Origin of the sequence: Nocardiopsis sp. LDBS0036, from assembly GCF_041228755.1 — a bacterium.
Taxonomy (GTDB): Bacteria; Actinomycetota; Actinomycetes; order Streptosporangiales; family Streptosporangiaceae; genus Nocardiopsis; species Nocardiopsis dassonvillei.
The window spans coordinates 6,253,035-6,276,604 of record NZ_CP141103.1; the positions used below are offsets into that span (position 1 = coordinate 6,253,035).

Below are 23,570 nucleotides of genomic sequence, written 5' to 3' on the forward strand. Positions count from 1 at the left end.
AGGGGCCGCGCGCGGCCCGCGCACGACGGAAGGGTGGGGGACGGTGACGACACGGAGCACGGCCGACGAGGGGCTGAGCGCGGGTCCGGTCACCGTCCCCGCCGACGCCCTCACGTGGCGCTTCTCACGCTCCTCGGGGCCCGGCGGCCAGCACGTCAACACCTCCGACACCCGGGTGTCGCTGTCGTTGGACGTGGCGGCCTGCCCCGGCCTCGGCGGCACGCGGCGCCAGCGCGCGCTGGAGCGGCTCCGGGGGCGCCTGGTCGGGGACGTGCTCACGGTCACGGTGCAGACCCACCGCTCGCAGGCGCGCAACCGGGCCGAGGCCCGGGAGCGGATGGCCGCCCTGCTGGAGGAGGCGATCGCGCCGCCCGCCCGCGAGCGCCGCGCGACCCGTCCGAGCCGCAGGGCCAAGCAGCGCCGCCTGGACGCCAAGAAGCAACGGAGCGCCATCAAACGGTCACGCTCCAAACCTCCCACGGACTGACCGTAACCGGCCCTTCGCACTTTTTCCTCCGGGGTTCGCTCCGGTGCCCCCGACTGCCGGCGCGACCGTCCCACGGGGACGAAACCCCCGTTCGGACGTGGGTCTACCCCCCAGTTGATCTTGACCGCCATGCTCGGGTAAATTGCCGCCATTGCGACCTACGCCGGGTTGGCTGCCCTGGGTTCCGATTGACCAGGACGCCCTTGTCTCATATTCTGGCGGGAGCGTTGTGGGTTCCTGCGTGCGTCCGCTGTCTCCGGTGAGGGTCGGCGCGACCGCGCCGCTCCGGTCGACACCCTGCACCTGGCGATTGGTGTCCAGGCGGTTCATCGCCGCCTCGGCTCCGCTCCTCGGACGACGGATCGACGGGTTCGAACCCGCGATGTGACCATCTTTCTGAATCTGTCCGTATCCGGAGTCCACCCACACATGACGAGCAGCACCGAGGCCACCTCGACACCCCAGGTAGCGGTCAACGACATCGGGTCCGAGGAAGCCTTCCTCGCGGCGATCGACGAGACCATCAAGTACTTCAACGACGGTGACATTGTCGAGGGCACCATCGTGAAGGTCGATCGAGACGAGGTCTTGCTCGACATCGGCTACAAGACCGAGGGTGTGATTCCCTCACGGGAACTCTCGATCAAGCACGACGTCGACCCCGGCGAGGTCGTTGCCGTCGGTGACCAGGTCGAGGCCCTCGTCCTCCAGAAGGAGGACAAGGAAGGCCGCCTGATCCTGTCCAAGAAGCGCGCCCAGTACGAGCGCGCCTGGGGCACGATCGAGAAGATCAAGGAGGAGGACGGCGTCGTCACCGGCACCGTCATCGAGGTCGTCAAGGGCGGCCTCATCCTCGACATCGGTCTGCGCGGCTTCCTGCCCGCCTCCCTGGTCGAGATGCGCCGTGTGCGCGACCTGCAGCCCTACGTCGGCCGCGAGCTCGAGGCGAAGATCATCGAGCTGGACAAGAACCGCAACAACGTGGTCCTGTCCCGCCGCGCCTGGCTGGAGCAGACCCAGTCCGAGGTCCGCCAGACCTTCCTCAACACCCTCCAGAAGGGCCAGATCCGCAAGGGTGTGGTCTCCTCGATCGTCAACTTCGGTGCGTTCGTGGACCTGGGCGGCGTCGACGGTCTGGTGCACGTCTCCGAGCTGTCCTGGAAGCACATCGACCACCCGAGCGAGGTCGTCGAGGTCGGCCAGGAGGTCACCGTCGAGGTTCTCGACGTGGACATGGAGCGCGAGCGCGTCTCCCTGTCGCTCAAGGCGACCCAGGAAGACCCGTGGCAGCAGTTCGCCCGGACCCACCAGATCGGCCAGGTCGTCCCCGGCAAGGTCACCAAGCTGGTTCCGTTCGGTGCGTTCGTGCGTGTCGAGGAGGGCATCGAGGGCCTGGTCCACATCTCCGAGCTGGCCGAGCGCCACGTCGAGGTGCCCGAGCAGGTCGTCCAGGTCGGCACCGAGATCTTCGTCAAGATCATCGACATCGACCTCGACCGCCGCCGCATCAGCCTCTCGCTGAAGCAGGCCAACGAGAGCGTCTCGCCGGACCAGGTGGACTTCGACCCCACCCTCTACGGCATGGCCGCGGAGTACGACGAGCAGGGCAACTACAAGTACCCCGAGGGCTTCGACGCGGACAGCGGCGAGTGGCTCGAGGGCTTCGAGGCCCAGCGCGACGAGTGGGAGCGCAGCTACGCCGAGGCCCAGGCCCGGTTCGAGGCGCACCGCAAGCAGGTCGAGGAGGCGCGCGCGGCCGAGGCCGACGCCGCCAACGCTCCTGCCCCGGCGGAGGAGGACGACTACACCGGTGGCGGACAGAGCAGCAGCTCGTCCGGTTCGGAGTCCTCCAGCGGCGCCCTGGCCTCCGACGAGGCCCTGGCCGCCCTGCGCGAGAAGCTCGCGGGTGGCGAGGCCTAAACAGCCTCCGAGGACACGCTGAGAAGCTGTTCGGGCCGTCCCCTCTCCGGAGGGGGCGGCCCTTCGCCGTGCCCGGCCCCGGCCGGGTTTCGCGGCACCGGCGGGGCCGGGGGCTAGGCTCGTGGCGTGCCCCCCGACGGAGGGGCCTCTCAGGAGGAGACGTGTTCGACATCCACCCGGCCGCCCCCGCCGACGCGGGCGAGGTCTTCACCCTCCAGCGCGCGGCGTTCGTCGACGAGGCCCAGGCCTTCGGCGACCCGTTCGTGCTGGCCCTCACCGAGAGCCTGGAGAGGGTGGAGAGACTTCTGGGGCAGGAGGACACCCTCATGCTCAAGGCGGTCGCCGGAACCCGACTGGTCGGCTCGGTGCGGGCGCGGGTGATGGGCACCAGCGCGGTGGTCTCCCGCCTGGCGGTCGTGCCCGACCTGCGCCGCCGGGGGATCGCGCGGGCGCTGCTCGCCGACCTGGAGGGCCGCCTGCGCGAGCGCCACCCCGACCTGGCCGCGCTCACCCTGTCCGCGGGGGCCCAGGACACCGGCCAGCAGCGGCTCTACCGCGGCCTGGGGTACGCCGAGACCTCCCGCGAGCGCGTCGCCGAGCACCTGGTCATGGTGCACATGCGCAAGGAGCTCACCCCGGCCGGAGCGCGCGCGGACGGCGCCGCCCGGGCCGCGCGGTAGGCGGGGGCGCCATGACGCGGACGCGGGCGGCCGTCTAGGGTTTCCCACATGCTCACAGTGGGACTCACCGGCGGGATCGGCTCGGGCAAGAGCGCGGTCGCGGCCGAACTGGCCGCCTACGGCGCCACCGTGGTCGACGCCGACGCCATCGCCCGGGAGGTCGTCGAACCCGGCACACCGGGCCTGGAGGCCGTCGTCGCCGAGTTCGGCGATCGGGTGCTCACCCCCGACGGTCGGCTGGACCGGCCCCGGCTCGGGGAGATCGTCTTCGCCGACGAGGCCAGCCTGACCAGGCTCAACGCCATCGTGCACCCCCTGGTGGGCGAGCGCAGCGCCCAGCTCATGGAGGAGGCCGTGGCCTCCGGCGTGGAGGTGGTGGTCTACGACGTCCCGCTGCTGGTGGAGAACGGCCTGGGACCGCTCTACGACCTGGTGGTCGTGGTGGACGCCCCCGACGCGGTGCGGGTGGAGCGGGTCACGGCCAACCGCGGCATGCCGCGCGAGCAGGTGGAGGCCCGCATCCGCGCGCAGGCCGACCGGGACACCCGCCTGGCCGCCGCCGACCTGGTGGTGGACAACTCCGGCACCCGCGAGGAGCTGACGGAGCGGGTGGCCGGACTCTGGCGCGAACTCCTCGAACGCGCCCGGTAACGCGCCCTCGCCGACCCCGCCGGAGGACCGGCGGCGTCCACCCCCGACCACCTCCACGGCCTGCCCGGCGGGTCCCCGCGCCGCCCGGCCCGCGCGTCGGCGGATCGGCCCGGGGCCGCCTGCGACGCGGTCCCGTCGGCCTGGCGCCGCATCGCCCGTCACTCCCGTCCGCGGTCGCGGTGCAGGACCTCGGACAGGGACGACCCGGCGGCCACGGCCTCGCGCACCAGCTCCTCGCGGACCGAGTGCGCGGCCTCCACACTGAGGAGGCTGTCGTCGATCTCCTGGGGGCGCACCCGCTCCTGCGCGGAGAACAGGGCCAGGTCGGCGTAGTCCCCGGCGCGGTCGGCGATCTCCTGGCACTGCTCCCACTCGCGGTGCGCGGTCACCGCCGCGTGCACCCGGTCGCCGTAACCGGTCAGCACCCCGACCCGTCCGTCGAGCGCCTCGGTGGCGCGGGCCACCGCCTCCTCCTGCGGTTGCAGGGCCCGGGTGACCTGTTCGGACACGGCCTCGCGCCTGCGCACCAGCAGTTCCCTGCGCAGGGAGCGCAGCCTCAGCAGCTCCTGGGCCAGCTTCCACTCCTCCTCGCGCAGCAGCGGCAGGGTCTGGGCGGCGTCGAAGGAGTCGCCGAGCACCCGCACGCCCTCCTCCACCCGGTCGGTGGCCTGCTGGAGCGCGGCGAACAGGTGGGCCTCGGGCTCCTCGGTGCGGGAGGCGTAGCCGTGGGTGCGGCCGAAGTCCTGGGGCAGCACGTACCGGTCGGCGTACTCCGAGGCCAGGCGGGCTACCATGCCGGGCCGCAGGATGGCCCCGGCGCCGCCCGCGGCGGCGGCCAGGTAGAGGGCGGCGGTCGCGGGGTCGCCGGGGACGGCGGCGCCGACCGGCCCGAGCGCCTGGTCGAGCAGCATCCGGGCGCCCAGGACGCCCACGGTGGAGGCGGGCAGGGCCCAGAAGGCGTGCATGACCAGGTCGGCCCAGTCGTCGGTGAAGGAGCCCCTGAGCAAGGCCAGGCCGAGGACGGCCGCGGTCGTCCCCAGACAGAGCAGCGCCACCAGGACGGCTACCGCGGCCGGGGAGAGCAGGGCGACGGCGGCCAGGGTGGTGCACCCCGCGGCCGTGACCGCGGCGCCCTGGCGCCAGGTGGGCACGCGCCGAGGACGGGCCGCGGCCGGGAGCAGTCTCTCGGGATGGGCCTTCATACGCGCGACCGCGCGTGGGGGGAGGCCCGGGTCGAAGGTCGGTCTGGAGGGGTGTGACACGGCTGCCACCTCGCTTCGGACGCAGAGCGCTGGTCTCGATGGTAACTCCGCGCCCTCGGCCGGGAAGGGATGTCCTAGGGGCTCTGTAGCGTTAGGGGTGAGGGACACGCGGGCAGCGGGGGCGGCCCGCCTTCGACGGGAGAAGAGGCGACGTGCGACCGGTCAGCGACATCAAACGCAGCGAGGCGCCCTTCGAGGTGATCTCGGAGATGACCCCGGCGGGGGACCAGCCGGGCGCGATCGCCGAGATCAGCAGGAGGGTGCGGGACGGGGAGCCGCACACGGTGCTGCTCGGCGCGACCGGCACCGGCAAGACGGCGACCGTGGCGTGGACGGTGGAGCAGCTCCAGCGGCCCACCCTGGTGATGCAGCCCAACAAGACCCTGGCGGCGCAGTTCGCCAACGAGCTGCGCCAGATGCTGCCCAACAACGCCGTCGAGTACTTCGTGTCGTACTACGACTACTACCAGCCCGAGGCCTACGTCCCGCAGAGCGACACCTTCATCGAGAAGGACTCCTCCATCAACGACGAGGTCGAGCGGCTGCGCCACTCGGCCACCAACTCGCTGCTCACGCGCCGGGACACGATCGTGGTCGCCTCGGTCTCGTGCATCTACGGTCTGGGCACCCCGCAGGAGTACGTGGACCGGATGGCGCAGCTGGCGGTGGGCATGGAGGTCGACCGCGACGACCTGCTGCGCCGCCTGGTGGAGATGCAGTACTCCCGCAACGACACCGCGTTCACGCGAGGCACGTTCCGGGTGCGGGGCGACACCATCGAGATCATCCCGGTCTACGAGGAGCTGGCGATCCGCATCGAGATGTTCGGTGACGAGGTCGAGCGCCTGCTGACCCTGCACCCGCTCACCGGCGAGGTGCTGGGCGAGAGCCGGGAGATGTTCATCTTCCCCGCCTCGCACTACGTGGCCGGCGAGGAGCGCACCGAGCGGGCGATCGCCACCATCGAGGCGGAACTGGGCGAGCGGCTGGCCGAGCTGGAGGCCCAGGGCAAGCTGCTGGAGGCGCAGCGCCTGCGCATGCGCACCACCCACGACCTGGAGATGATGCGCCAGCTGGGCACCTGCTCGGGCATCGAGAACTACTCCCGGCACTTCGACGGCCGTGAGCCGGGCAGCCCGCCCAACACGCTCCTGGACTACTTCCCCGAGGACTTCCTGCTGGTGCTGGACGAGTCCCACGTGACCGTCCCGCAGATCGGCGCGATGTACGAGGGCGACGCCGCGCGCAAGCGCACCCTGGTCGAGCACGGGTTCCGGCTCCCCTCGGCGCTGGACAACCGGCCGCTGAAGTGGGAGGAGTTCACCGAGCGCATCGGGCAGAGCGTCTACCTGTCGGCGACGCCGGGCCGTTACGAGCTGCGCCAGGGCGGCGGGGAGGTGGTCGAGCAGGTCATCCGTCCCACCGGGCTGGTGGACCCCGAGGTGCTGGTCAAGCCGACCGACGGGCAGATCGACGACCTGGTCCACGAGATCCGGGTGCGCGCCGAGCGCGACGAGCGGGTACTGGTCACCACGCTCACCAAGAAGATGTCCGAGGACCTCACCGACTACTTCACCGAACTCGGCATCCGGGTGCGCTACCTGCACAGCGAGGTGGACACGCTGCGCCGCGTGGAGCTGCTGCGCGAGCTTCGGGTGGGCGAGTTCGACGTGCTGGTGGGCATCAACCTGCTGCGCGAGGGCCTGGACCTGCCCGAGGTGTCGCTGGTGGCGATCCTGGACGCGGACAAGGAGGGCTTCCTGCGCTCGGAGACCTCGCTGATCCAGACGATCGGGCGCGCGGCGCGCAACGTCGCGGGCCAGGTGCACATGTACGCCGACAACGTCACCGACTCCATGCGGGCGGCCATCGACGAGACCAACCGGCGCCGGGACAAGCAGCTGGCCTACAACGCCGAGCACGGGATCGACCCCACGCCGCTGCGCAAGCAGATCGCCGACATCCTGGACACGCTCAACCGCGAGGACGTGGACACCGAGGAGCTCATGGCCACCGGGTACCGCAGTTCGGGGGGCAGGGGCGGCCGGGCGCCAGTACCCGCGCTGGGCGAGCGTTCGGCGGACGTGTCCGCCATGCCGCGCGCGGAGCTGGCCGGGCTCATCGAGCAGCTGAGCGAGCAGATGCACCAGGCGGCCACCGACCTCCAGTTCGAGCTGGCGGCCCGGTTGCGCGACGAGATCGGCGAACTCAAACGTGAGCTCCGCGGCATGGACGCGGCCGGGGTGAAGTGACGCGAGTGCCTGTGGATTAACGTTTCCAGCTCTGGGAACACCGGGATCGGGGCGGCACTCACATCTCGAAACAGAAACTTTTTGAGAACGGTGAGGTCGCACAGTTACCTCCGCGTGACATACTCTTGGCTTCGCGCAAGCCGTATGTCGCAATTGCCGGTTATCCGGTTGTGGGGGAGAACATGAGAGTTCGGCTTCTCGTGGCCGCGGGTGGCGGCCTGCTGATCACCGGCCTCCTTCCCGGCTGTGGTCTGGCCTTCGGGCACGAGGACGTCGAGCCGCCCAACGGCGCCCCGGGCACCGAGGGCGCCTCCGACGGGGGCGAGCCCGACATGCCCAAGCACAACGTCAGCACCGAGGACGTGCTCATCGTCGTCGACGACGGCGCCGAGGTGAGCGAGGACTGCGGGGAGCGCGAGGTCGTGGTCACCGCGGACGACGCCGTCGTCGTGCTGCACGGAGACTGCGGGCTGGTGCGCGCCACCGGTCGCGGGTCCACCGTCGACGTGGGCTCGGCGGACAAGATCGTGCTGGTCGGCGTGGACAACAGGATCTCCTTCGCCTCCGGCGAGCCCGAGGTGATCAACCACGGGCGCAACACCACCGTGGCCGAGGGCGGCACCGCGCAGCGGTGATCCCGCGGGCGCCGCGCGCCGGGAGGCCCGCGCGGGGGGATCCGTGTCGGGGCGTTGACCGCCCCGGCACCCGAGAGTGACCTTCGATCCGTTACGGTGGTGCGCGTCCGTGCGCGCGCGGGGAAGCGGCGCGGGACGCCGGGGCCGAGCGGGCGCGGCGACGCGCAGTGAATTCTTGGTTGCAGTTGGCTGTTTCGTCCTCCTGATCGGTTCTGAGGCGGTACGGTCGTTTCGTTCCGCCCGCGGTGTGGCCTGTCCCGCCGGGGCGGCACGACGGCCCAGGGGCGGCGCACGCGCCCTGCCGGAGCCGTTCCGAGGGCGCGCGTTCGACGTGAGGACCCGCTAGGGGAGGGGTGGATGAGCGGTTATGTCGCACGGGTGCGGCATGATGAGTCGCCCGGGGGCGACGTCGGCCTGGACCCGTTGGTGAGTTCGGCCGCCCAGCGCTGGGCGGCCGTGGATTCGCTGTTGCCCGAACCGGTCAACTTCGCTCCGGGCTCCTACCCCCTCCTGACCGTCAGCGACGAGGACGGCCGTGCCGTCGCCGCCGGAACCATGCACTACACCTGGTACCAGCCGGGCGAGGTCGGCCGGATATGGGGCGTGCCCGACCAGCACTGGCTCACCCCCATCGTGGGCGGACCCGACCCCGGCCGCGCCCTGGACTCGCTGCTGACCAGCTGGCGCGACCAGCTGGAGGACCTGCCTACCGGCACCGGCTCGGAGTCGGCGGCCCTGGTGAGCTGGCCCGCCCGCGACGTGTGCGGCATCATCCCGCTCCAGCGCCACGGTCTGCAGCCCTACACCGTGCTGGCCGCCCGCCAGCGCCGCCGCGGCGTGCCCCCGTCGCTGCCGCCGCGCGACGTGACCATCCGGCTGGCCGACCGCAGCGACCTGACCCAGGTGGTCGGTCTGCTGATGGAGGAGCACCGCTACGAGCAGCACTTCGGCGGGGTGTTCCTGCAACCCGACACCGCCGAGCAGACCCGTGAGGTGGCGGCCCGGGCGCTGAACCGCTCCCGGTCCTGGATCTGGCTGGCCGAGCGGCGCGGTCGCGCGGTGGGCCTGCTGTGGGTCTCCCCGCCCGAGCGTTCGCGCTGGGCCAAGTCGCTGGTCAACGCGCGCCCGATCGCGCACATCGGCTACGGCGTGGTGACCGCCGCGGAGCGCGGCAGCGGGATCGGTACGGCGCTGGTGGGCCAGGCGCACCAGGCGCTGGACAGCCACGGAGTGGGCGTCTCCGTGCTCAACTACGCGGCGATGAACCCGCTGTCGGGGCCGTTCTGGCACCGCATGGGGTACCGCCCGGTGTGGACGACCTGGGAGGTCCGCCCCGCGCTCGCCCTGCGCTGATCCGGGCAGCACGAAGCCGGGGGCCGGGGTGGCCCCCCGGTATCCAGTAGACCGCGCTCCCCCCGTCCCGCGCCAGCGGCGTTCCGGTGCCTGTGGACGACGGGGGCGCGGCCCGGTGCGGGCCCGCCGACGGGCGCTCCACTACCCTGTGCGCTGACGCAACGGCGCGTGGAAGGGGACGGACGATGGCTGCCAGCGACAGCGGGCCCGAGGGCGCGGAGCACGTCGAGATCGTCGAGGTGGGGCCGCGCGACGGCCTCCAGAACGAGGCGAGGACCCTCCCGGTCGAGGACCGCATCGAACTGATCGACCGCGCGGTGGCCGCCGGGGTGCGCCGGATCGAGGCGGTCAGCTTCGTCAACCCCAGGCGCGTCCCCCAGATGGCCGGGGCCGAGGAGGTCATGGCGGGTGTCACGCGCGCGCCGGGGGTCTCCCACATCGGGCTGGTCCTCAACCGGCGCGGCCTGGACCGCGCGGTGGCCGCGCGGGTGTCCGAGGTCAACGTCGCGGTGCCCGCCACCGACGGGTTCTGCGTCCGCAACCAGGGGTGCACCGTCGAGGAGATGCTCGGCACCCTGGCCGACATCGACGCCGCGCTGGAGGGCACGGGCATTCCGCTGAGCGTGACCGTCTCCACCGCGTTCGGCTGCCCCTTCGACGGCGAGGTGGCGCCCGAGCGCGTGGTGGAGGTGGTCCGGCGCATCGCCGACACCGGTGCGGTGGAGATCGCCCTGGCCGACACCATCGGCGTGGGCGTGCCCCGCCAGGTGACCGCACTCGTGGCCGCCGTCGGCGAGGTCGCGGGCGGACGCGCGCTGCGCTGTCACTTTCACAACACCCGCAACACCGGTTACGCGAACGCGCTCGCGGCCGTGGACGCGGGCGTGCGGGTGCTCGACTCCAGCCTGGGCGGCTTCGGCGGTTGCCCGTTCGCCCCCGCCGCCACCGGCAACATCGCTACCGAGGACCTGCTGTACGCGCTGCACCGCAGCGGCCTGCACACCGGGGTCAGCCTCTCCGGGGCCGCCGCCCTGGGCGGGTGGATGGGCGAGCGCCTGGGCAAGCAGCCGCCCGCCTACCTGGGCCGCGCCGGGGCGTTCCCGGCCTGAGGCTCCGGTGTGGTGTTCGTCGCCCGGCCCCCGCAGTCCAAGGCCCTGGACCCCGGGGCGCACGAACGGTTTCCGCGCGCCGCCGCGCGCCCCGAACCGCTGCGGGCAAGGCGATCACGCTGGTGACGTGAGGGAACCCGGGGGTGTACGGCGGTGTCCCCGGGTGTGGACATCCGGGGTGCCTGTTATCCTGGTGCCCCGTGGAGTCCGGCGGCCGGAGCGACGAAACCAACCGCCCGCAACCGGACCGCCGCACGGCCGCTCAGCCCGATCCGAGCCCGCCGTAGCCACTCAACCCACGGGAGCACCACTTTGGCATCCGCCGCGAGTACCAAGCACCTTTTCGTTACCGGCGGCGTCGCCTCCAGTCTCGGTAAAGGCCTGACCGCTTCCAGCCTGGGACGACTCCTGAAGTCGCGCGGCCTGCGGGTCACCATGCAAAAGCTCGACCCCTACCTCAACGTCGACCCGGGGACGATGAACCCCTTCCAGCACGGCGAGGTCTTCGTCACCGACGACGGGGCCGAGACCGACCTGGACGTCGGCCACTACGAGCGCTTCCTGGACACCGAGCTGTCCGCCACGGCCAACGTCACCACCGGCCAGATCTACTCCAGCGTCATCGCCAAGGAGCGCCAGGGCGCCTACCTCGGCGACACCGTGCAGGTCATCCCGCACATCACCAACGAGATCAAGGCGCGCATCTACGCGATGGACGCCCCCGACGTCGACATCGTCATCACCGAGATCGGCGGCACGGTCGGCGACATCGAGTCGCAGCCCTTCCTGGAGGCGGTCCGCCAGATCCGCCACGAGATCGGCCGGGACAACTGCTTCTTCCTGCACGTGTCCCTCATCCCCTTCCTCGGCCCGTCCGGCGAGATGAAGACCAAGCCCACCCAGCACTCCGTGGCCGCCCTGCGCAGCATCGGCATCCAGCCCGACGCCATCGTGTGCCGCTCGGACCGCCCCATCACGCAGAGCCTGAAGTCCAAGATCAGCCTCATGTGCGACGTGGACGAGGCCGGGGTGGTCTCCACCCCCGACGCTCCCTCGATCTACGACATCCCCAAGGTCCTGCACCGCGAGGGCCTGGACGCCTACGTCGTGCGCCGCTTGGGCATGCCCTTCCGGGACGTGGACTGGACCGAGTGGGACGAGCTGCTGCGCCGCGTGCACCAGCCCGACCACGAGGTCACCATCGCCCTGGTCGGCAAGTACATCGACCTGCCCGACGCCTACCTGTCGGTCAGCGAGGCGCTGCGCGCGGGCGGTTTCGCCACCGACACCCGCGTCAACATCCGCTGGGTGGCCAGCGACAACTGCGCCAGCCCCTCCGGCGCCGCCTCGGAGCTGGACGGCGCGGACGGCATCCTCATCCCCGGCGGCTTCGGCGTGCGCGGCATCGAGGGCAAGATCGGCGCCATCCGCTACGCCCGTGAGAACGGTGTGCCGCTGCTGGGCATCTGCCTGGGCCTGCAGGCCGTCGTCATCGAGTACGCCCGCGACGTGCTCGGGCTGGAGGGCGCCAACAGCACCGAGTTCGACGACAAGGCCGCCGACCCGGTCATCGCCACCATGGCCGACCAGACCGACGTCGTCGCCGGGGAGCGCGACATGGGCGGCACCATGCGCCTGGGCATGTACCCGGCCGCGCTGGGCGAGGGCACCGTGGTGCGCGAGCTCTACGACGGCAGCGCCGAGGCCTCCGAACGGCACCGCCACCGCTTCGAGGTCAACAACGCCTACCGCGCGAGGCTGGAGGAGGCGGGCCTGGTGTTCTCCGGGCTCTCCCCGGATGGCAAGCTGGTGGAGTACGTCGAACTGCCCCGGGACGCCCACCCGTTCTTCGTCGCGACGCAGGCGCACCCGGAGCTGCGCTCCCGCCCGACCAAGGCCAACCCGCTCTTCCGCGGTCTGGTCTCGGCGGCCCTGGAGTACCACAACTCCTGATCCGAGGGGCCGGGCGGGGCACGAGGCCTGAGAGGCGAGAACCCATGCCCAGTGACACCGACCCGGCCCTTCCCACGGGGGCGGACGCGAAGGTCGCGGACGCCCCCGAGTCGTGGCCGGTGGAGCGGTCCGAGGAACGCTTCCGCAGCGCCAAGTGCGGCATGCGTACGGACTGGGTGCGCATGGTCGGCAGCGACGGCGAGGGCACGACCGTGGCCGCCCGCGACTACATGGAGCACCCCGGCGCCGCCGCGGCCCTGGCCCTGGACGCCGACGGCCGGGTGCTGCTCCAGCGCCAGTACCGCCACGCCACCCGGCACACCCTGTGGGAGCTGCCCGCCGGGCTCATCGACGAGGAGGGGGAGGGGCCGCTGCGCACCGCCCAGCGCGAACTCGTCGAGGAGGCGGGGCTGCGCGCCGGGCTCTGGCACGAGCTGGCCGACTTCTTCCCCTCTCCCGGGTTCTCCGACGAGCGCATCCACGTGTACCTGGCCCGGGACCTGTCGGTGGTGCCGCCCGAGGAGATCGGCTTCGAACGCGAGCACGAGGAGGCCGACCTGGTCGCCGAGTGGGTGCCCCTGGAGGAGGCGGTCGCCCTGGTCATGGCGGGCAGGCTGCACAACGGCGCCACCGTCATCGGCGTCCTGGCCGCCCAGGCCGCCGCCGCGGACGGGTTCGCCTCCCTGCGCGAGCCCGCGGAGGACTGACCCGTGGCCGACCGGGCGGGTGAGGAGCGGGACCCGCTGGCGCGGGTGTGCGCCGCCTTCCTGGACCACCTCAGCGCGGAGCGCGCCCTGGCCGACAACACCCTCGCGGCCTACCGGCGCGACCTGCGGCGCTACCGCGCCTACCTGGCCGGGCACGGAGTCCTGTCGCCCGAGCGGGTGGGCCCCGCCCAGGTGGGCGACTTCCTGCGGGCCCTGCGCGAGGGCGACGCCGACCACCCGCCGCTCGGCGCCGCCTCGGCCGGACGGGCCCTGGCCGCCGTGCGCGGCCTGCACCGGTTCGCGGCCCGCGAGGGCTGGACGGACGCCGACCCGGCCGCCGAGGTCTCCCCGCCCGCGCCGCCGATGCGCCTGCCCAAGGCGGTGCCGCTGGCCTCGGTGGAGCGCCTCCTGGACGCCGCCGGACCGGTCGGGGCCCCGGCCTCCGGCGACCGCGCCGGGCTGCTGGCCCTGCGCGACCGGGCGCTGCTGGAGGTGCTCTACGGCACGGGCGCGCGCGTCTCCGAGGCGGTGGGGCTGGACGTGGACGACGTCGCCGACGCGGTGGAGGGCGACGACGCCGTGGGCCTGGTGCGCTTTCGCGGCAAGGGCGGCAGGGAGCGCGTGGTGCCGCTGGGCTCCCACGCCCGCCGCGCGCTCTCGGGCTACCTGGTGCGGGCCCGGCCGGGTCTGGCCGCCTCCGGCCGGGGCGGTCCGGCGCTGTTCCTCAACGCGCGCGGGGGCAGGCTCACCCGGCAGGGCGGCTGGGGGATCCTGGCGGCCGTGGCCGAGCGCGCCGGGGTCGAGGGCGTCTCACCGCACACCCTGCGCCACTCCTTCGCCACCCACCTGCTCGACGGCGGAGCCGACATCCGGGTCGTCCAGGAGCTGCTCGGACACAGTTCGGTCACCACCACGCAGATCTACACGCTGGTGACGGTCGAGCACCTGCGCGAGGTGTACGCGTCGAGCCATCCCCGCGCACGGCGCTGAGCGGGGACGCCGCCACGGGGGTCCGCGCGCGGTGCGAAGCGGAACAACCCGGTTGGAGGCTCTGATTTCCCCCAGGGGCGCAGGCGTGGGATTCTACCCGTACGTTTTGTTGAAGTGCGTCGTGTCGGCGTTCTAGAGTCGCCGCGCGGAGGTACGTTGCTGTCGACATATTGAGTTTCCGACGGCGGCCAGGGACAGGGGCGCGCGGCATCCCTAGCCGTGGCCGATCCGTAGGGGAGGTCAAGGGTTGTGAACTGGGACAACGAGGCTGCGAACACCGCACCTGTCGGCGAGGGGGAGCTCGCCGACCCGGTGACCAACCCGTGGGGGACGACACGCAACACGGGGGCTAACCTGCACACCTCAAGACCCGAGCGAGCCTATCCGGAGCCCGGGCCCGTAGATGAACACGGCCCGGCACGGATTGTAGCACTCTGTAACCAGAAGGGTGGGGTCGGCAAGACCACCACGACGATCAACCTCGGCGCCGCCATCGCCGAGTACGGAAGACGGGTGCTGCTGGTCGACTTCGACCCGCAGGGCGCGCTCTCCGTCGGCCTGGGCCGCCTCGATCCGCGCGAACTGGACCTGACCGTCTACAACCTGCTCATGCAGCGGGACGTGACGGTCGAGGACGTCCTGCTCAAGACCGACATCGACGGCCTGGACCTGATCCCGAGCAACATCGACCTGTCGGCCGCGGAGGTGCAGCTGGTCGGCGAGGTGGCGCGCGAGCAGATGCTCGGCCGCGCGCTCAGACCGGTCATCAACGACTACGACGTGGTCCTGATCGACTGCCAGCCCTCGCTGGGCCTGCTCACCGTCAACGCGCTCACCGCCGCGGACGGCGTCATCGTGCCGCTGGAGTGCGAGTTCTTCGCGCTGCGCGGTGTGGCACTGCTGATGGACACCATCCAGAAGGTCCAGGAGCGGCTCAACGAGGACCTGGTCATCGACGGCTTCCTGGGCACCATGTACGACCCGCGCACGCTGCACGCGCGCGAGGTGCTGTCCACGATCATCGACGGCTTCGGGGACAAGGTCTACGGCACGGTCATCAACCGCACCGTGCGCTTCCCCGACGCCACCGTGGCGGGCGAGCCCATCACCAGGTTCGACTCGTCCTCGGCCGGGGCCAACGCCTACCGGGAGCTGGCCAAGGAGGTGCTGGCGAGGTGGCCTCTCAGCGGTCACGGCGTGTGACCCTACCCGGGGCGGACGAACTGTTCTTCCGTCCCAGCGGCACCGAGGAGGTGCCGGAAGAGACCGAACGCCAGCACAAGGCACCGGAGCAGGGCAGCAAGGGCAGCAGGGGCGAGACTCCGTCGCGCTCCAACGGCACCAACAGGGGCACGTCCGCCGTGAAGGCGGCGCGCGCGCCCAAACCGAGCGGGCGCCAACGCCACGACGAGAAGATCACCGTCTACATCTCCGGGCCCGAACTGCTGGCACTGGAACAGACCCGGCTCTCGCTGCGCGCCGAGCACGGGCTGTCCGCCGACAGGGGCCGCCTCGTCCGCGAGGCCGTCGCCGTGCTGCTGGCGGACTTCGAGGAGCACGGATCGGCCAGCATGCTGGTACGCAGGCTGACCGAGGACTGAGGGCACGCGCACCGGTACCGGAGGGGGTGCCGGTTCGATGACGGAGGTGCCACGGGTGTCACCGGCGGGTTCTGGCCGGTGACACCCTTGTCCCATGAGGAAGACGACGCGGGGCCGGTGCCATGGGGGCTGAGGGAACGTCGGCGGACACCGTCGCGGAGGTGGACGACAACGCCTTCCAGGTGCACCTCGACAACTTCGAGGGGCCCTTCGACCTGCTCCTCGGGCTGATCTCCAAGCACAAGCTGGACATCACCGAGGTGTCGCTGTCCAAGGTCACCGACGAGTTCATCGCGCACATCCGGGCGCACGGCGACGACTGGGACCTGGACCAGGCCAGCAACTTCCTGCTGGTCGCGGCGACCCTGCTGGACCTGAAGGCGGCGCGCCTGCTGCCGCGCGGCGACGTCGAGGACGAGGCCGACCTGGCCCTGCTGGAGGCACGCGACCTGCTGTTCGCCCGGCTGCTCCAGTACCGCGCCTACAAGGAGGTCGCCTCCTTCATGCGGGCGCGGCTGGCCTCGCAGGGGCGCCGCTACGCGCGCGCCGTCCCGCTGGAGGAGCGCTTCGCGGGGTTGCGGCCGGACGTGCTGTTCAAGCTGGGCCCCCAGGAGTTCGCCGCCCTGGCGGGGATGGTCTTCACGCCCAAGGAGCCGCCCAGCGTCCCGGTCACCCACATCCACCAGGCCAAGACCTCGGTGAAGGAGCAGGGCGAGCTGATGGTCGCGGAGCTGCGCGAGCACGGACGGTTGACCTTCGCCCAGCTCACGGCCGCCTGCACCGGTACCTTCGAGGTCATCGCCCGCTTCCTCGCCCTGCTGGAGCTGTACCGGGCCGCCAACGTGGGCTTCGACCAGCCCGAACCGCTGGGGGAGCTGATCGTCTCCTGGACCGGCGGCGAGGGCGAGGTCGAGCTGGAGAGCGAGTACGACGAGGCCGACGGCGCCGGGGACACCGGCGGCGGAAGCGGGCCGGGGGAGACGGAGGAGCGCGGATGAGCGTCCGGGACACGGTGGGGAACCCGACAACGGAGGACCCGGCAGCGGGGGACGCGGCGGCCCGGGAGGCGGTCGGCGGAGAGGCCGCAGGGGACGGGGCCGAGGCGGGCGCGGAGGGCGCCCCGGCCACCCTGCGCCGCGACCTGGAGGCCGTGCTGATGGTCGTGGACCAGCCGGTGTCGGAGTACGACCTGGCGCGGGCCATGGACGTGCCCGTCACGGTGGTCGTCGGGGTGCTGGAGTCGCTGTCGCGGGAATACACCGAGCAGGGCCGGGGTTTCGACTTGAGGGCGGTGGCCGAGGGGTGGCGTGTGTACACGCGGCCCGAATGCGCCGACGTCGTCGAGCACTTCCTCCGGGAGGGGCAGGAGGTGCGGCTCACCCAGGCCGCGCTGGAGACGATGGCGGTGGTGGCCTACCGACAGCCGGTCTCCCGGGGCAGGGTCTCCGCCGTGCGCGGTGTCAACTGCGACGGGGTTATGCGTACCCTCGTACTGAGGGGCCTGATCGAAGAGGCCGGACACGACTCCGAGTCCGGTGCGCTGCTGTATCGGACCACCTCCTATTTCCTGGAACGGTTGGGCCTGCGAGGCCTCGACGAGCTGCCTGATCTGGCGCCGTTCCTCCCCGACGACATCGAAGGTCTAGACGACACCGGTGAGCACACCTAACAACAGTTCCCGCGGTGCGCGGGACGACGCCCCGCGCGGTGAGCGCGGCGACTACGACAAGCGCGGCGGACAGGGCCGCGGCGACAGCCGGGACCGCCGGGACGACCGTCCCCGCGGCGGTTACCGGGACGACCGCGGCCCCCGGGGCCGCGACGACCGCGGCGGATTCCGGGGGGACCGGGACGACCGCGGCGGACGTGACTTCCGCGGCGGCCGCGACGGCCAGCGCGGCGAGGGCCGCTCCTTCGGCGGCGACCGCGACGGCCGCCGTTCCTTCTCGGGCGGTCGGGACGACCGTGGTGGCCGTGACTTCCGGGGCGGTCGTGATGACCGTGACCGTGGTGGCTTCCGCAGTGACCGTGGCCCGGGTGGCGGCCGGGACGACCGTGACCGCGGTGGCTTCCGGGGTGACCGGGACAGCCGTGGTGGGCGCGACTTCCGTGGTGGCCGTGACGGTCAGCGGGACGACCGCCGTTCCTTCGGCGACCGCGACAACCGCGGCGGGCGTGACAGCCGTGGTCCCGGTGGCGGACGCGACTTCCGCGACGGTGGGGACCGGCGTTCGTTCTCGGGCGGTCGGGACGACCGTGGTGGCCGTGACTTCCGGGGCGGTCGTGATGACCGTGACCGTGGTGGCTTCCGCAGTGACCGTGGCCCGGGTGGCGGCCGGGACGACCGCGACCGCGGTGGCTTCCGGGGCGACCGCGACAACCGCCGCTCCTTCGACAACCGCGGCGGCCGTGACGGTCAGCGGGACGACCGCCGTTCCTTCGGCGACCGCGACAACCGCGGCCCGGGTGCACGCTCCTACGACCGTGGCGGACGCGGCCCGGGTGGCGGTCGTGATGACCGTGACCGCGGTGGCTTCCGGGGTGACCGGGACAGCCGTGGCGGGCGCGACTTCCGCGGTGGCCGTGACGGCCAGCGCGGCGAGGGACGCTCCTTCGGAGGCGGCCGCGACGACCGCCGCTCCTTCGGTGACCGCGACAACCGCGGCGGCCGTGACAGCCGCGGCTCCGGTGGCGGACGCGACTTCCGCGACCGCGAGGACCGCGACGGCCGTCCCGGCGGCGACCGCTCCGGCGCCAAGCGCGTCACGAGCGAGAACCAGCTCTCCAAGGCGGCCCGCGAGCGGCTCAGCGCCCTGCGCGCCGACTACGACCCCAAGGACGAGGACCACGCCGACGAGGCGCGCGACACCTACACCGACGTCGAGAACGGCATCCGCCTCCAGAAGGCGCTCGCCGCGGCCGGGGTCGCCAGCCGCCGGGCCAGCGAGGAGATGATCGCGGCCGGACGCGTCAGCGTGGACGGCCAGGTCGTGCGCAGGTTCGGCGCCCGGGTCGACCCCGAGTCCTCCGAGATCCGCGTCGACGGCATGCGCGTGGTCACCGCCCCGGACAAGCTGTACTTCGCGCTCAACAAGCCGCGCGGCGTCGTCAGCACCATGTGGGACCCCGAGGGCCGGCCCACCCTGGCCGACTACACCGGTCAGACCGAGGAGCGGATCTTCCACGTCGGCCGGCTCGACACCGAGACCGAGGGCCTCATCCTGCTGACCAACGACGGCGAGCTGGCCAACCGGCTCACCCACCCGCGCTACAAGGTCGTCAAGACCTACATCGCCAAGGTGCCCGGCCCGGTCCCGCACCGTGTCGTGCGCGAGGTGCAGAAGGGCGTGGAGCTGGAGGACGGCCCGGTCGAGGTGGACTCCTTCCGCGTGGTCGACAACGAGCCGCCCAAGGCGCTCGTCGAGATCCGGCTGCACGAGGGCCGCAAGCACATCGTGCGCCGCCTGATGGAGGCCGTCGGCCACCCGGTCGCCGACCTCGCCCGCACCCAGGTCGGCCCGATCGACCTGAACGCCCTCAAACTGGGCACGATGCGGGCCCTCACCTCGCGTGAGGTGAGCGAACTCTACGAGGCCGCGGGCCTGTAGATACAGTTGACGGCGGTCGCCTGCCCGGACACCGGGCGGCGGCCGCCGTTCCCTCTTCCCGGGCACGGCACGCTGAACGAGGACGAGGCGGGATCGAACGTGGCGGTACGGGCCATCCGCGGTGCGGTGCAGGTCGACGCGGACGAACGCGAGCAGGTGCTGGAGGCCACGGCCGAACTGGTCTCGGAGGTGATGCGGCGCAACTCACTGGAGACCGACGACGTGATCAGCGTGCTGTTCACCGCCACCCCCGACCTGAACAGCGAGTTCCCCGCGCTGGCCGCGCGCAAGCTCGGCTTCTCCGACGTCCCGCTGATGTGCGCGACCGAGATCGCCGTCCCCCACGCCCTGCCGCGCGTGGTGCGCCTCATGGCGCACGTGGAGACCGACCGGCCGCGCTCCGAGCTCCAGCACGTCTACCTGCGCGGGGCCCAGGCCCTGCGGCTGGACATCGCCCAGTGACGGCATCCACCGGCCTCCGGGCAGGTCGTAGGCTTGGGAGGTAAAGGGAACACGTCGGAGGCGGGGGAACAGTGAGCGACAGCAGCGGTGCGCGGGGGGACGGGGAGCAGCGGCTCCCGGTGCGCCGGGTCACGGTGGTCGGCACGGGGCTCATCGGCACGTCGGTGGCGCTCGCCCTGCGCTCGCGCGGCGTCGACGTCGCCCTCTCCGACCCCGACGCCGCCTCCCTGCGCCTGGCCTGCGACCTGGGCGCGGGACACCCCCTGGAGGAGTCCGACGACCCGACCTCGGCCCCGGCCGACCTCGCGGTCATCGCCGCGCCGCCCGCCGTCATCCCCTCCGTGCTGCGCCGGGCCCAGGACCGGGGACTGGCCCACGTCTACACCGACGTGGCCAGCGTGAAGGCGAGCGTGCTGGCCGAGGCCGAGCGGCTGGGCTGCGACATGGCCACGTTCGTGGCCGGGCACCCCATGGGCGGCAGGGAGAAGCAGGGCCCCGGCGCCGCGCGCGCCGACCTCTTCCTGGGCCGTTCGTGGGCGCTGTGCCCCACCGGCAAGGCCGACGCGCAGGCCGTCGCCGTCGTCGCCGAGGTCGCCCGCATGTGCGGCGCGGACCCGCTGGTGCTGGACGCGGCGGCGCACGACCGGGCGGTGGCGCTGGTCTCGCACGCGCCCCACGTGGCCTCCTCGGCGGTGGCGGCCCGGCTGCTCTCGGGCGACGACGCGGCCCTGACCCTGGCGGGGCAGGGCGTGCGCGACGTCACCCGGGTGGCGGGCGGCGACCCCGCCATGTGGTCCGAGATCCTCACGCACAACGCCGCCCCGGTCGCGGAGGTCCTGCACGCGGTGGCCGCCGACCTCGCGGCGACCGCCGACGCCCTGCGCGCGCTGGCGGACCGGCCGGGGCCGGAGGAGGCGTCGGACCGCGTCCTCGCTCCGGTGCACGACCTGCTGGAGCGCGGCAGGTCCGGCCACGGCCGCATCCCCGGCAAGCACGGCACGGTACGGCTGCCCGACTACACGGTCATGCCGGTGGTCATCCCCGACGAACCCGGTGCGCTGGGCCGCCTGTTCGCCGTGGCGGCGGAGGCCGGGGTCAACATCGAGGACGTGCGCATCGAGCACACGCCCGGCCTGCCGCTGGGCGTGGCGCAGCTGCACGTGCTTCCCGAGGCGGTGGACACGCTCGCGCGGGCGCTGGCCGCCGACGGCTGGTCGGTGCACCCGGGCCTCTGAGCTTCCCGCGCACGACTGCGCGCGACTGAGCGCCAAGTACACACGGGCCACGGGTAGGGTTGGGCGTCGGCAACAGTGAACGCAAGCGGGAGTCAACGGCAGTGAGCGCGCAGGACAGCACCGAGGGCATCGTCATCGCGATCGACGGTCCCTCCGGGTCGGGCAAGTCGAGCACCTCCCGGGGCGTGGCCAGGGCGCGGGAGCTGCGGTACCTCGACACCGGCGCGATGTACCGCGCGCTGACCTGGTGGATGCTCTCCCAGGGTGTGAACGTCAACGACGCCGACGCCGTGACCGCCCTCGTCGACACCCCCGTCATCACCATGGGCACCGACCCCGACGCGCCCTCCGTGGCGGTGGACGGCCGCGACGTGGCCGCCGAGATCCGCGGCAGGGAGGTCACCACCAACGTCAGCGCGGTCTCGGCCGTGCCCGCGGCGCGCGAGCGCCTCGTGCGCACCCAGCGCGAGATCATCGCCGCCGCCAGGGCCGAGAGCGCGGGCATCGTGGTCGAGGGACGCGACATCACGACCGTCGTCGCCCCCGACGCCCCGGTCAAGCTCTTCCTGACCGCCAGCCCCGAGGCCCGCGCCCAGCGCCGCAGCAAGGAGGTCCGCAGCGCCGACGTCGCCGCCACCCAGGCCGACCTGGCCCGGCGCGACGCGCTGGACTCCAGCCGGGCGCACTCGCCCCTGCGCCAGACCGAGGACGCCACCGAACTCGACACCAGCGGGCTGACCCTGGACGAGGTCGTCGCCCTGGTGGTCAAGCTGGCCGACGAGGCCCGCGACCACTGACCCGCACGGTCGGGCGCCGCCGCGTTCCAGCGGACGGGCGTCCCCTGCCTCCGGACGCCGCGACGGGCGGGCGGTGCACCCGGCGGCCGTAACACCGGACACATTCGTCCCGACAGTCCCTTTCGGGGGAACACAACGACATCCGCGGGGGTTCCTCCCCGTGGCCAGTACACGGGCGCCGTCGGCGCCCGCGTCGATCCGCGCGACCCGGGACACCGGGGCGGGTCGGCCCTTCGCATCCCCGCGGCACGCATCCTGGGCGCGCGGGGACCCAGAACCGGGAGCAGTACATGAGTGACTTCGACATCTCCGACGTCGTCCACGGGGGGGCGGACGCCGAAGAGCCCGCCACCCTCCCCGTGGTGGCCGTGGTCGGACGCCCCAACGTGGGCAAGTCCAGCCTGGTCAACCGCATCATCGGCCGCCGCGAGGCCGTGGTGGAGGACGTGCCGGGCGTGACCCGCGACCGGGTCGCCTACGACGCCGAGTGGCAGAACACCAGGTTCACCCTGGTCGACACCGGCGGCTGGGAGACCAGCGTCAGCGGTCTGGCCGCCATGGTCGCCCGCCAGGCCGAGTACGCCGCGCAGACCGCGGACGTCATCCTGTTCGTGGTCGACGCCACGGTGGGCGTCACCGACGCCGACGCCGCCGTCACCCGCGTCCTGCGCTCGACCAAGCGCCCCGTGGTGCTGGCCGCCAACAAGGTCGACGGCAGCATGCAGGAGGCCGACGCCCTCGACCTGTGGCAGCTGGGCGTGGGCCAGCCCTTCCCCATCAGCGCCCTGCACGGCCGCGGCACCGGCGACCTGCTGGACGCGCTCGTGGCCGAGTTCCCCGAGCAGCCCCTGGGCGAGGAGGACGACGGCGAGGACGGCCCGCCGCGCATCGCTCTGCTGGGCCGCCCCAACGTGGGCAAGTCCAGCCTGCTCAACCGCCTCGCCGGTGAGGACCGGGTGGTCGTCGACGCTGTGGCGGGCACGACCCGCGACGCGGTGGACGAGCTGATCGAGCTGGGCGGGAAGACCTGGAAGTTCATCGACACCGCCGGTATCCGCCGCCGGTTCCGGGCCCTCCAGGGAGCCGACTACTACGCCACCATGCGCACCGGCACCGCCCTGGAGCGGGCCGAGGTCGCCGTGGTGCTCATGGACGTCAGCGAGCCCCTCGCCGAGCAGGACATCCGGGTCGTCGAGCAGGTCGTGGAGGCGGGCCGCGGCCTGGTCCTGGCCTTCAACAAGTGGGACATCCTGGACGAGGAGCGCCGGACCTACCTGGAGAAGGAGATCGACCGCCAGCTGGCGCGGGTCTCCTGGGCGCCGCGCGTGAACGTCTCGGCCAAGACCGGGCGCCACATGGAGAAGCTGGTCCCGGCGATCGAGACCAGCCTGAGCGGGTGGAACCAGCGCATCCCGACCGGGCAGCTCAACAACTGGCTCAAGGAGCTGGTGGCGGCCACTCCGCCGCCGGTGCGCGGCGGCAAGCAGCCCAAGATCCTGTTCGCGACGCAGGCGGGCTCGCGTCCGCCGCACTTCGTCCTGTTCACCACCGGGTTCCTGGAGGACAACTACCGCCGCTTCATCGAGCGGCGCCTGCGGGAGGACTTCGGCTTCGAGGGCTCCCCGGTGCACATCAGCATGCGCATCCGCGAGAAGAAGGGCGGCGGGGCCCAGGGCCGCGCCTCCAAGGGCAGTGTGCGTCCGGACCGCAAGCACCGCCGCCGGTAGGGCGTGCCCGGCGGGCGCGCGCCCCGCTGCGTGAGGGGCGGTGTCCGCCGGACGCGTCCCGGCCCACCGGCCCCGCCAGCCCGACCACGGCACGAGGAAGGGGGCTCCCCGCCCGGGGAGCCCCCTTCGCCGTGTTCTCGG

21 protein-coding genes are annotated in these 23,570 nt (G+C 72.6%); 20 read left to right on the forward strand and 1 reads right to left on the reverse strand.

The window, feature by feature from the left end; translation table 11 throughout:
• The first annotated feature begins 43 nt into the window (after nucleotides 1–43).
• The 4 genes from arfB (at nucleotide 44) to coaE (ending at nucleotide 3,738) form a co-directional block, all read left to right on the forward strand.
• On the forward strand, nucleotides 44–487 hold the full coding sequence (arfB, locus tag UIS43_RS26570; protein ID WP_019610210.1) for an alternative ribosome rescue aminoacyl-tRNA hydrolase ArfB: 444 nt from the start codon (nucleotides 44–46) through the stop codon (nucleotides 485–487).
• 429 nt (nucleotides 488–916) lie between these two features.
• Complete coding sequence (rpsA, locus tag UIS43_RS26575; protein ID WP_013152012.1) at nucleotides 917–2,407, forward strand: 30S ribosomal protein S1; 1,491 nt, start codon at nucleotides 917–919, stop codon at nucleotides 2,405–2,407.
• Nucleotides 2,408–2,568: 161 nt separating this feature from the next.
• Complete coding sequence (locus UIS43_RS26580; protein WP_013152013.1) at nucleotides 2,569–3,087, forward strand: GNAT family N-acetyltransferase; 519 nt, start codon at nucleotides 2,569–2,571, stop codon at nucleotides 3,085–3,087.
• 48 nt (nucleotides 3,088–3,135) lie between these two features.
• Nucleotides 3,136–3,738 (forward strand): dephospho-CoA kinase, encoded by a 603-nt coding sequence (gene coaE / locus UIS43_RS26585; protein WP_013152014.1) that lies wholly within the window; start codon nucleotides 3,136–3,138, stop codon nucleotides 3,736–3,738.
• Between the two features lie 158 nt (nucleotides 3,739–3,896).
• Here coaE and UIS43_RS26590 read toward each other — a convergent pair whose 3' ends face one another.
• A complete protein-coding gene (locus tag UIS43_RS26590) occupies nucleotides 3,897–4,889 on the reverse strand; it encodes a hypothetical protein (RefSeq protein ID WP_370012005.1) in 993 nt (330 codons plus the stop codon).
• A 263-nt stretch (nucleotides 4,890–5,152) separates the two neighbouring features.
• Between UIS43_RS26590 and uvrB the strand changes: the two genes are divergently transcribed.
• From uvrB to der, 16 genes are all read left to right on the forward strand, one after another.
• On the forward strand, nucleotides 5,153–7,252 hold the full coding sequence (gene uvrB / locus UIS43_RS26595) for an excinuclease ABC subunit UvrB (RefSeq protein ID WP_013152016.1): 2,100 nt from the start codon (nucleotides 5,153–5,155) through the stop codon (nucleotides 7,250–7,252).
• 182 nt (nucleotides 7,253–7,434) lie between these two features.
• Nucleotides 7,435–7,887, forward strand: coding sequence for a DUF3060 domain-containing protein (locus UIS43_RS26600; RefSeq protein WP_013152017.1), 453 nt, complete (start codon nucleotides 7,435–7,437; stop codon nucleotides 7,885–7,887).
• A gap of 357 nt (nucleotides 7,888–8,244) precedes the next feature.
• The gene (locus tag UIS43_RS26605) at nucleotides 8,245–9,240 is read left to right on the forward strand and encodes a GNAT family N-acetyltransferase (protein WP_013152018.1); all 996 of its coding nucleotides are present in this window, start codon (nucleotides 8,245–8,247) and stop codon (nucleotides 9,238–9,240) included.
• A 185-nt stretch (nucleotides 9,241–9,425) separates the two neighbouring features.
• The gene (locus tag UIS43_RS26610; protein WP_013152019.1) at nucleotides 9,426–10,349 is read left to right on the forward strand and encodes a hydroxymethylglutaryl-CoA lyase; all 924 of its coding nucleotides are present in this window, start codon (nucleotides 9,426–9,428) and stop codon (nucleotides 10,347–10,349) included.
• Nucleotides 10,350–10,661: 312 nt separating this feature from the next.
• Entirely contained in the window at nucleotides 10,662–12,302 is a 1,641-nt protein-coding gene (locus tag UIS43_RS26615) for a CTP synthase (RefSeq protein WP_013152020.1), read from the forward strand.
• A 44-nt stretch (nucleotides 12,303–12,346) separates the two neighbouring features.
• Nucleotides 12,347–13,009, forward strand: a complete 663-nt coding sequence (locus tag UIS43_RS26620; RefSeq protein WP_013152021.1) for an NUDIX domain-containing protein — start codon at nucleotides 12,347–12,349, stop codon at nucleotides 13,007–13,009.
• Nucleotides 13,010–13,012: 3 nt separating this feature from the next.
• Nucleotides 13,013–13,999, forward strand: coding sequence for a site-specific tyrosine recombinase XerD (locus tag UIS43_RS26625; protein ID WP_013152022.1), 987 nt, complete (start codon nucleotides 13,013–13,015; stop codon nucleotides 13,997–13,999).
• 249 nt (nucleotides 14,000–14,248) lie between these two features.
• Nucleotides 14,249–15,202 (forward strand): ParA family protein, encoded by a 954-nt coding sequence (locus UIS43_RS26630; protein ID WP_013152023.1) that lies wholly within the window; start codon nucleotides 14,249–14,251, stop codon nucleotides 15,200–15,202.
• Nucleotides 15,199–15,600: a hypothetical protein gene (locus UIS43_RS26635; protein WP_041552387.1), complete on the forward strand. Its 402-nt coding sequence runs from the start codon at nucleotides 15,199–15,201 to the stop codon at nucleotides 15,598–15,600. The genes UIS43_RS26630 and UIS43_RS26635 overlap by 4 nt, the downstream gene beginning before the upstream one ends.
• A gap of 122 nt (nucleotides 15,601–15,722) precedes the next feature.
• On the forward strand, nucleotides 15,723–16,598 hold the full coding sequence (locus tag UIS43_RS26640; protein ID WP_013152025.1) for a ScpA family protein: 876 nt from the start codon (nucleotides 15,723–15,725) through the stop codon (nucleotides 16,596–16,598).
• Nucleotides 16,595–17,269 carry an SMC-Scp complex subunit ScpB gene (scpB, locus tag UIS43_RS26645; RefSeq protein ID WP_013152026.1) on the forward strand — a complete coding sequence of 225 codons (675 nt, stop codon included), beginning with the start codon at nucleotides 16,595–16,597 and terminating at the stop codon, nucleotides 17,267–17,269. Before UIS43_RS26640 ends, scpB begins: the two co-directional genes overlap by 4 nt.
• Complete coding sequence (locus UIS43_RS26650) at nucleotides 17,256–19,208, forward strand: pseudouridine synthase (RefSeq protein WP_370012007.1); 1,953 nt, start codon at nucleotides 17,256–17,258, stop codon at nucleotides 19,206–19,208. Before scpB ends, UIS43_RS26650 begins: the two co-directional genes overlap by 14 nt.
• Before the next feature lie 99 nt (nucleotides 19,209–19,307).
• Nucleotides 19,308–19,670 (forward strand): chorismate mutase, encoded by a 363-nt coding sequence (gene aroH, locus UIS43_RS26655; RefSeq protein ID WP_013152028.1) that lies wholly within the window; start codon nucleotides 19,308–19,310, stop codon nucleotides 19,668–19,670.
• Between the two features lie 71 nt (nucleotides 19,671–19,741).
• On the forward strand, nucleotides 19,742–20,905 hold the full coding sequence (locus UIS43_RS26660; RefSeq protein ID WP_370012009.1) for a prephenate dehydrogenase: 1,164 nt from the start codon (nucleotides 19,742–19,744) through the stop codon (nucleotides 20,903–20,905).
• 101 nt (nucleotides 20,906–21,006) lie between these two features.
• Complete coding sequence (gene cmk, locus UIS43_RS26665; RefSeq protein WP_013152030.1) at nucleotides 21,007–21,702, forward strand: (d)CMP kinase; 696 nt, start codon at nucleotides 21,007–21,009, stop codon at nucleotides 21,700–21,702.
• A gap of 290 nt (nucleotides 21,703–21,992) precedes the next feature.
• Nucleotides 21,993–23,429, forward strand: coding sequence for a ribosome biogenesis GTPase Der (gene der / locus UIS43_RS26670; RefSeq protein ID WP_071621641.1), 1,437 nt, complete (start codon nucleotides 21,993–21,995; stop codon nucleotides 23,427–23,429).
• Nucleotides 23,430–23,570: the final 141 nt, after the last annotated feature.

Bases quoted from the DNA above. Each gene is read 5' to 3' on its own strand.
- rpsA (WP_013152012.1), top strand. From the start codon at position 917: ATGACGAGCAGCACCGAGGCCACCTCGACACCCCAGGTAGCGGTCAAC.
- coaE (WP_013152014.1), top strand. From the start codon at position 3,136: ATGCTCACAGTGGGACTCACCGGCGGGATCGGCTCGGGCAAGAGCGCG.
- UIS43_RS26600 (WP_013152017.1), top strand. From the start codon at position 7,435: ATGAGAGTTCGGCTTCTCGTGGCCGCGGGTGGCGGCCTGCTGATCACC.
- UIS43_RS26605 (WP_013152018.1), top strand. From the start codon at position 8,245: ATGAGCGGTTATGTCGCACGGGTGCGGCATGATGAGTCGCCCGGGGGC.
- UIS43_RS26610 (WP_013152019.1), top strand. From the start codon at position 9,426: ATGGCTGCCAGCGACAGCGGGCCCGAGGGCGCGGAGCACGTCGAGATC.
- UIS43_RS26620 (WP_013152021.1), top strand. From the start codon at position 12,347: ATGCCCAGTGACACCGACCCGGCCCTTCCCACGGGGGCGGACGCGAAG.
- UIS43_RS26640 (WP_013152025.1), top strand. From the start codon at position 15,723: ATGGGGGCTGAGGGAACGTCGGCGGACACCGTCGCGGAGGTGGACGAC.
- scpB (WP_013152026.1), top strand. From the start codon at position 16,595: ATGAGCGTCCGGGACACGGTGGGGAACCCGACAACGGAGGACCCGGCA.
- der (WP_071621641.1), top strand. From the start codon at position 21,993: ATGAGTGACTTCGACATCTCCGACGTCGTCCACGGGGGGGCGGACGCC.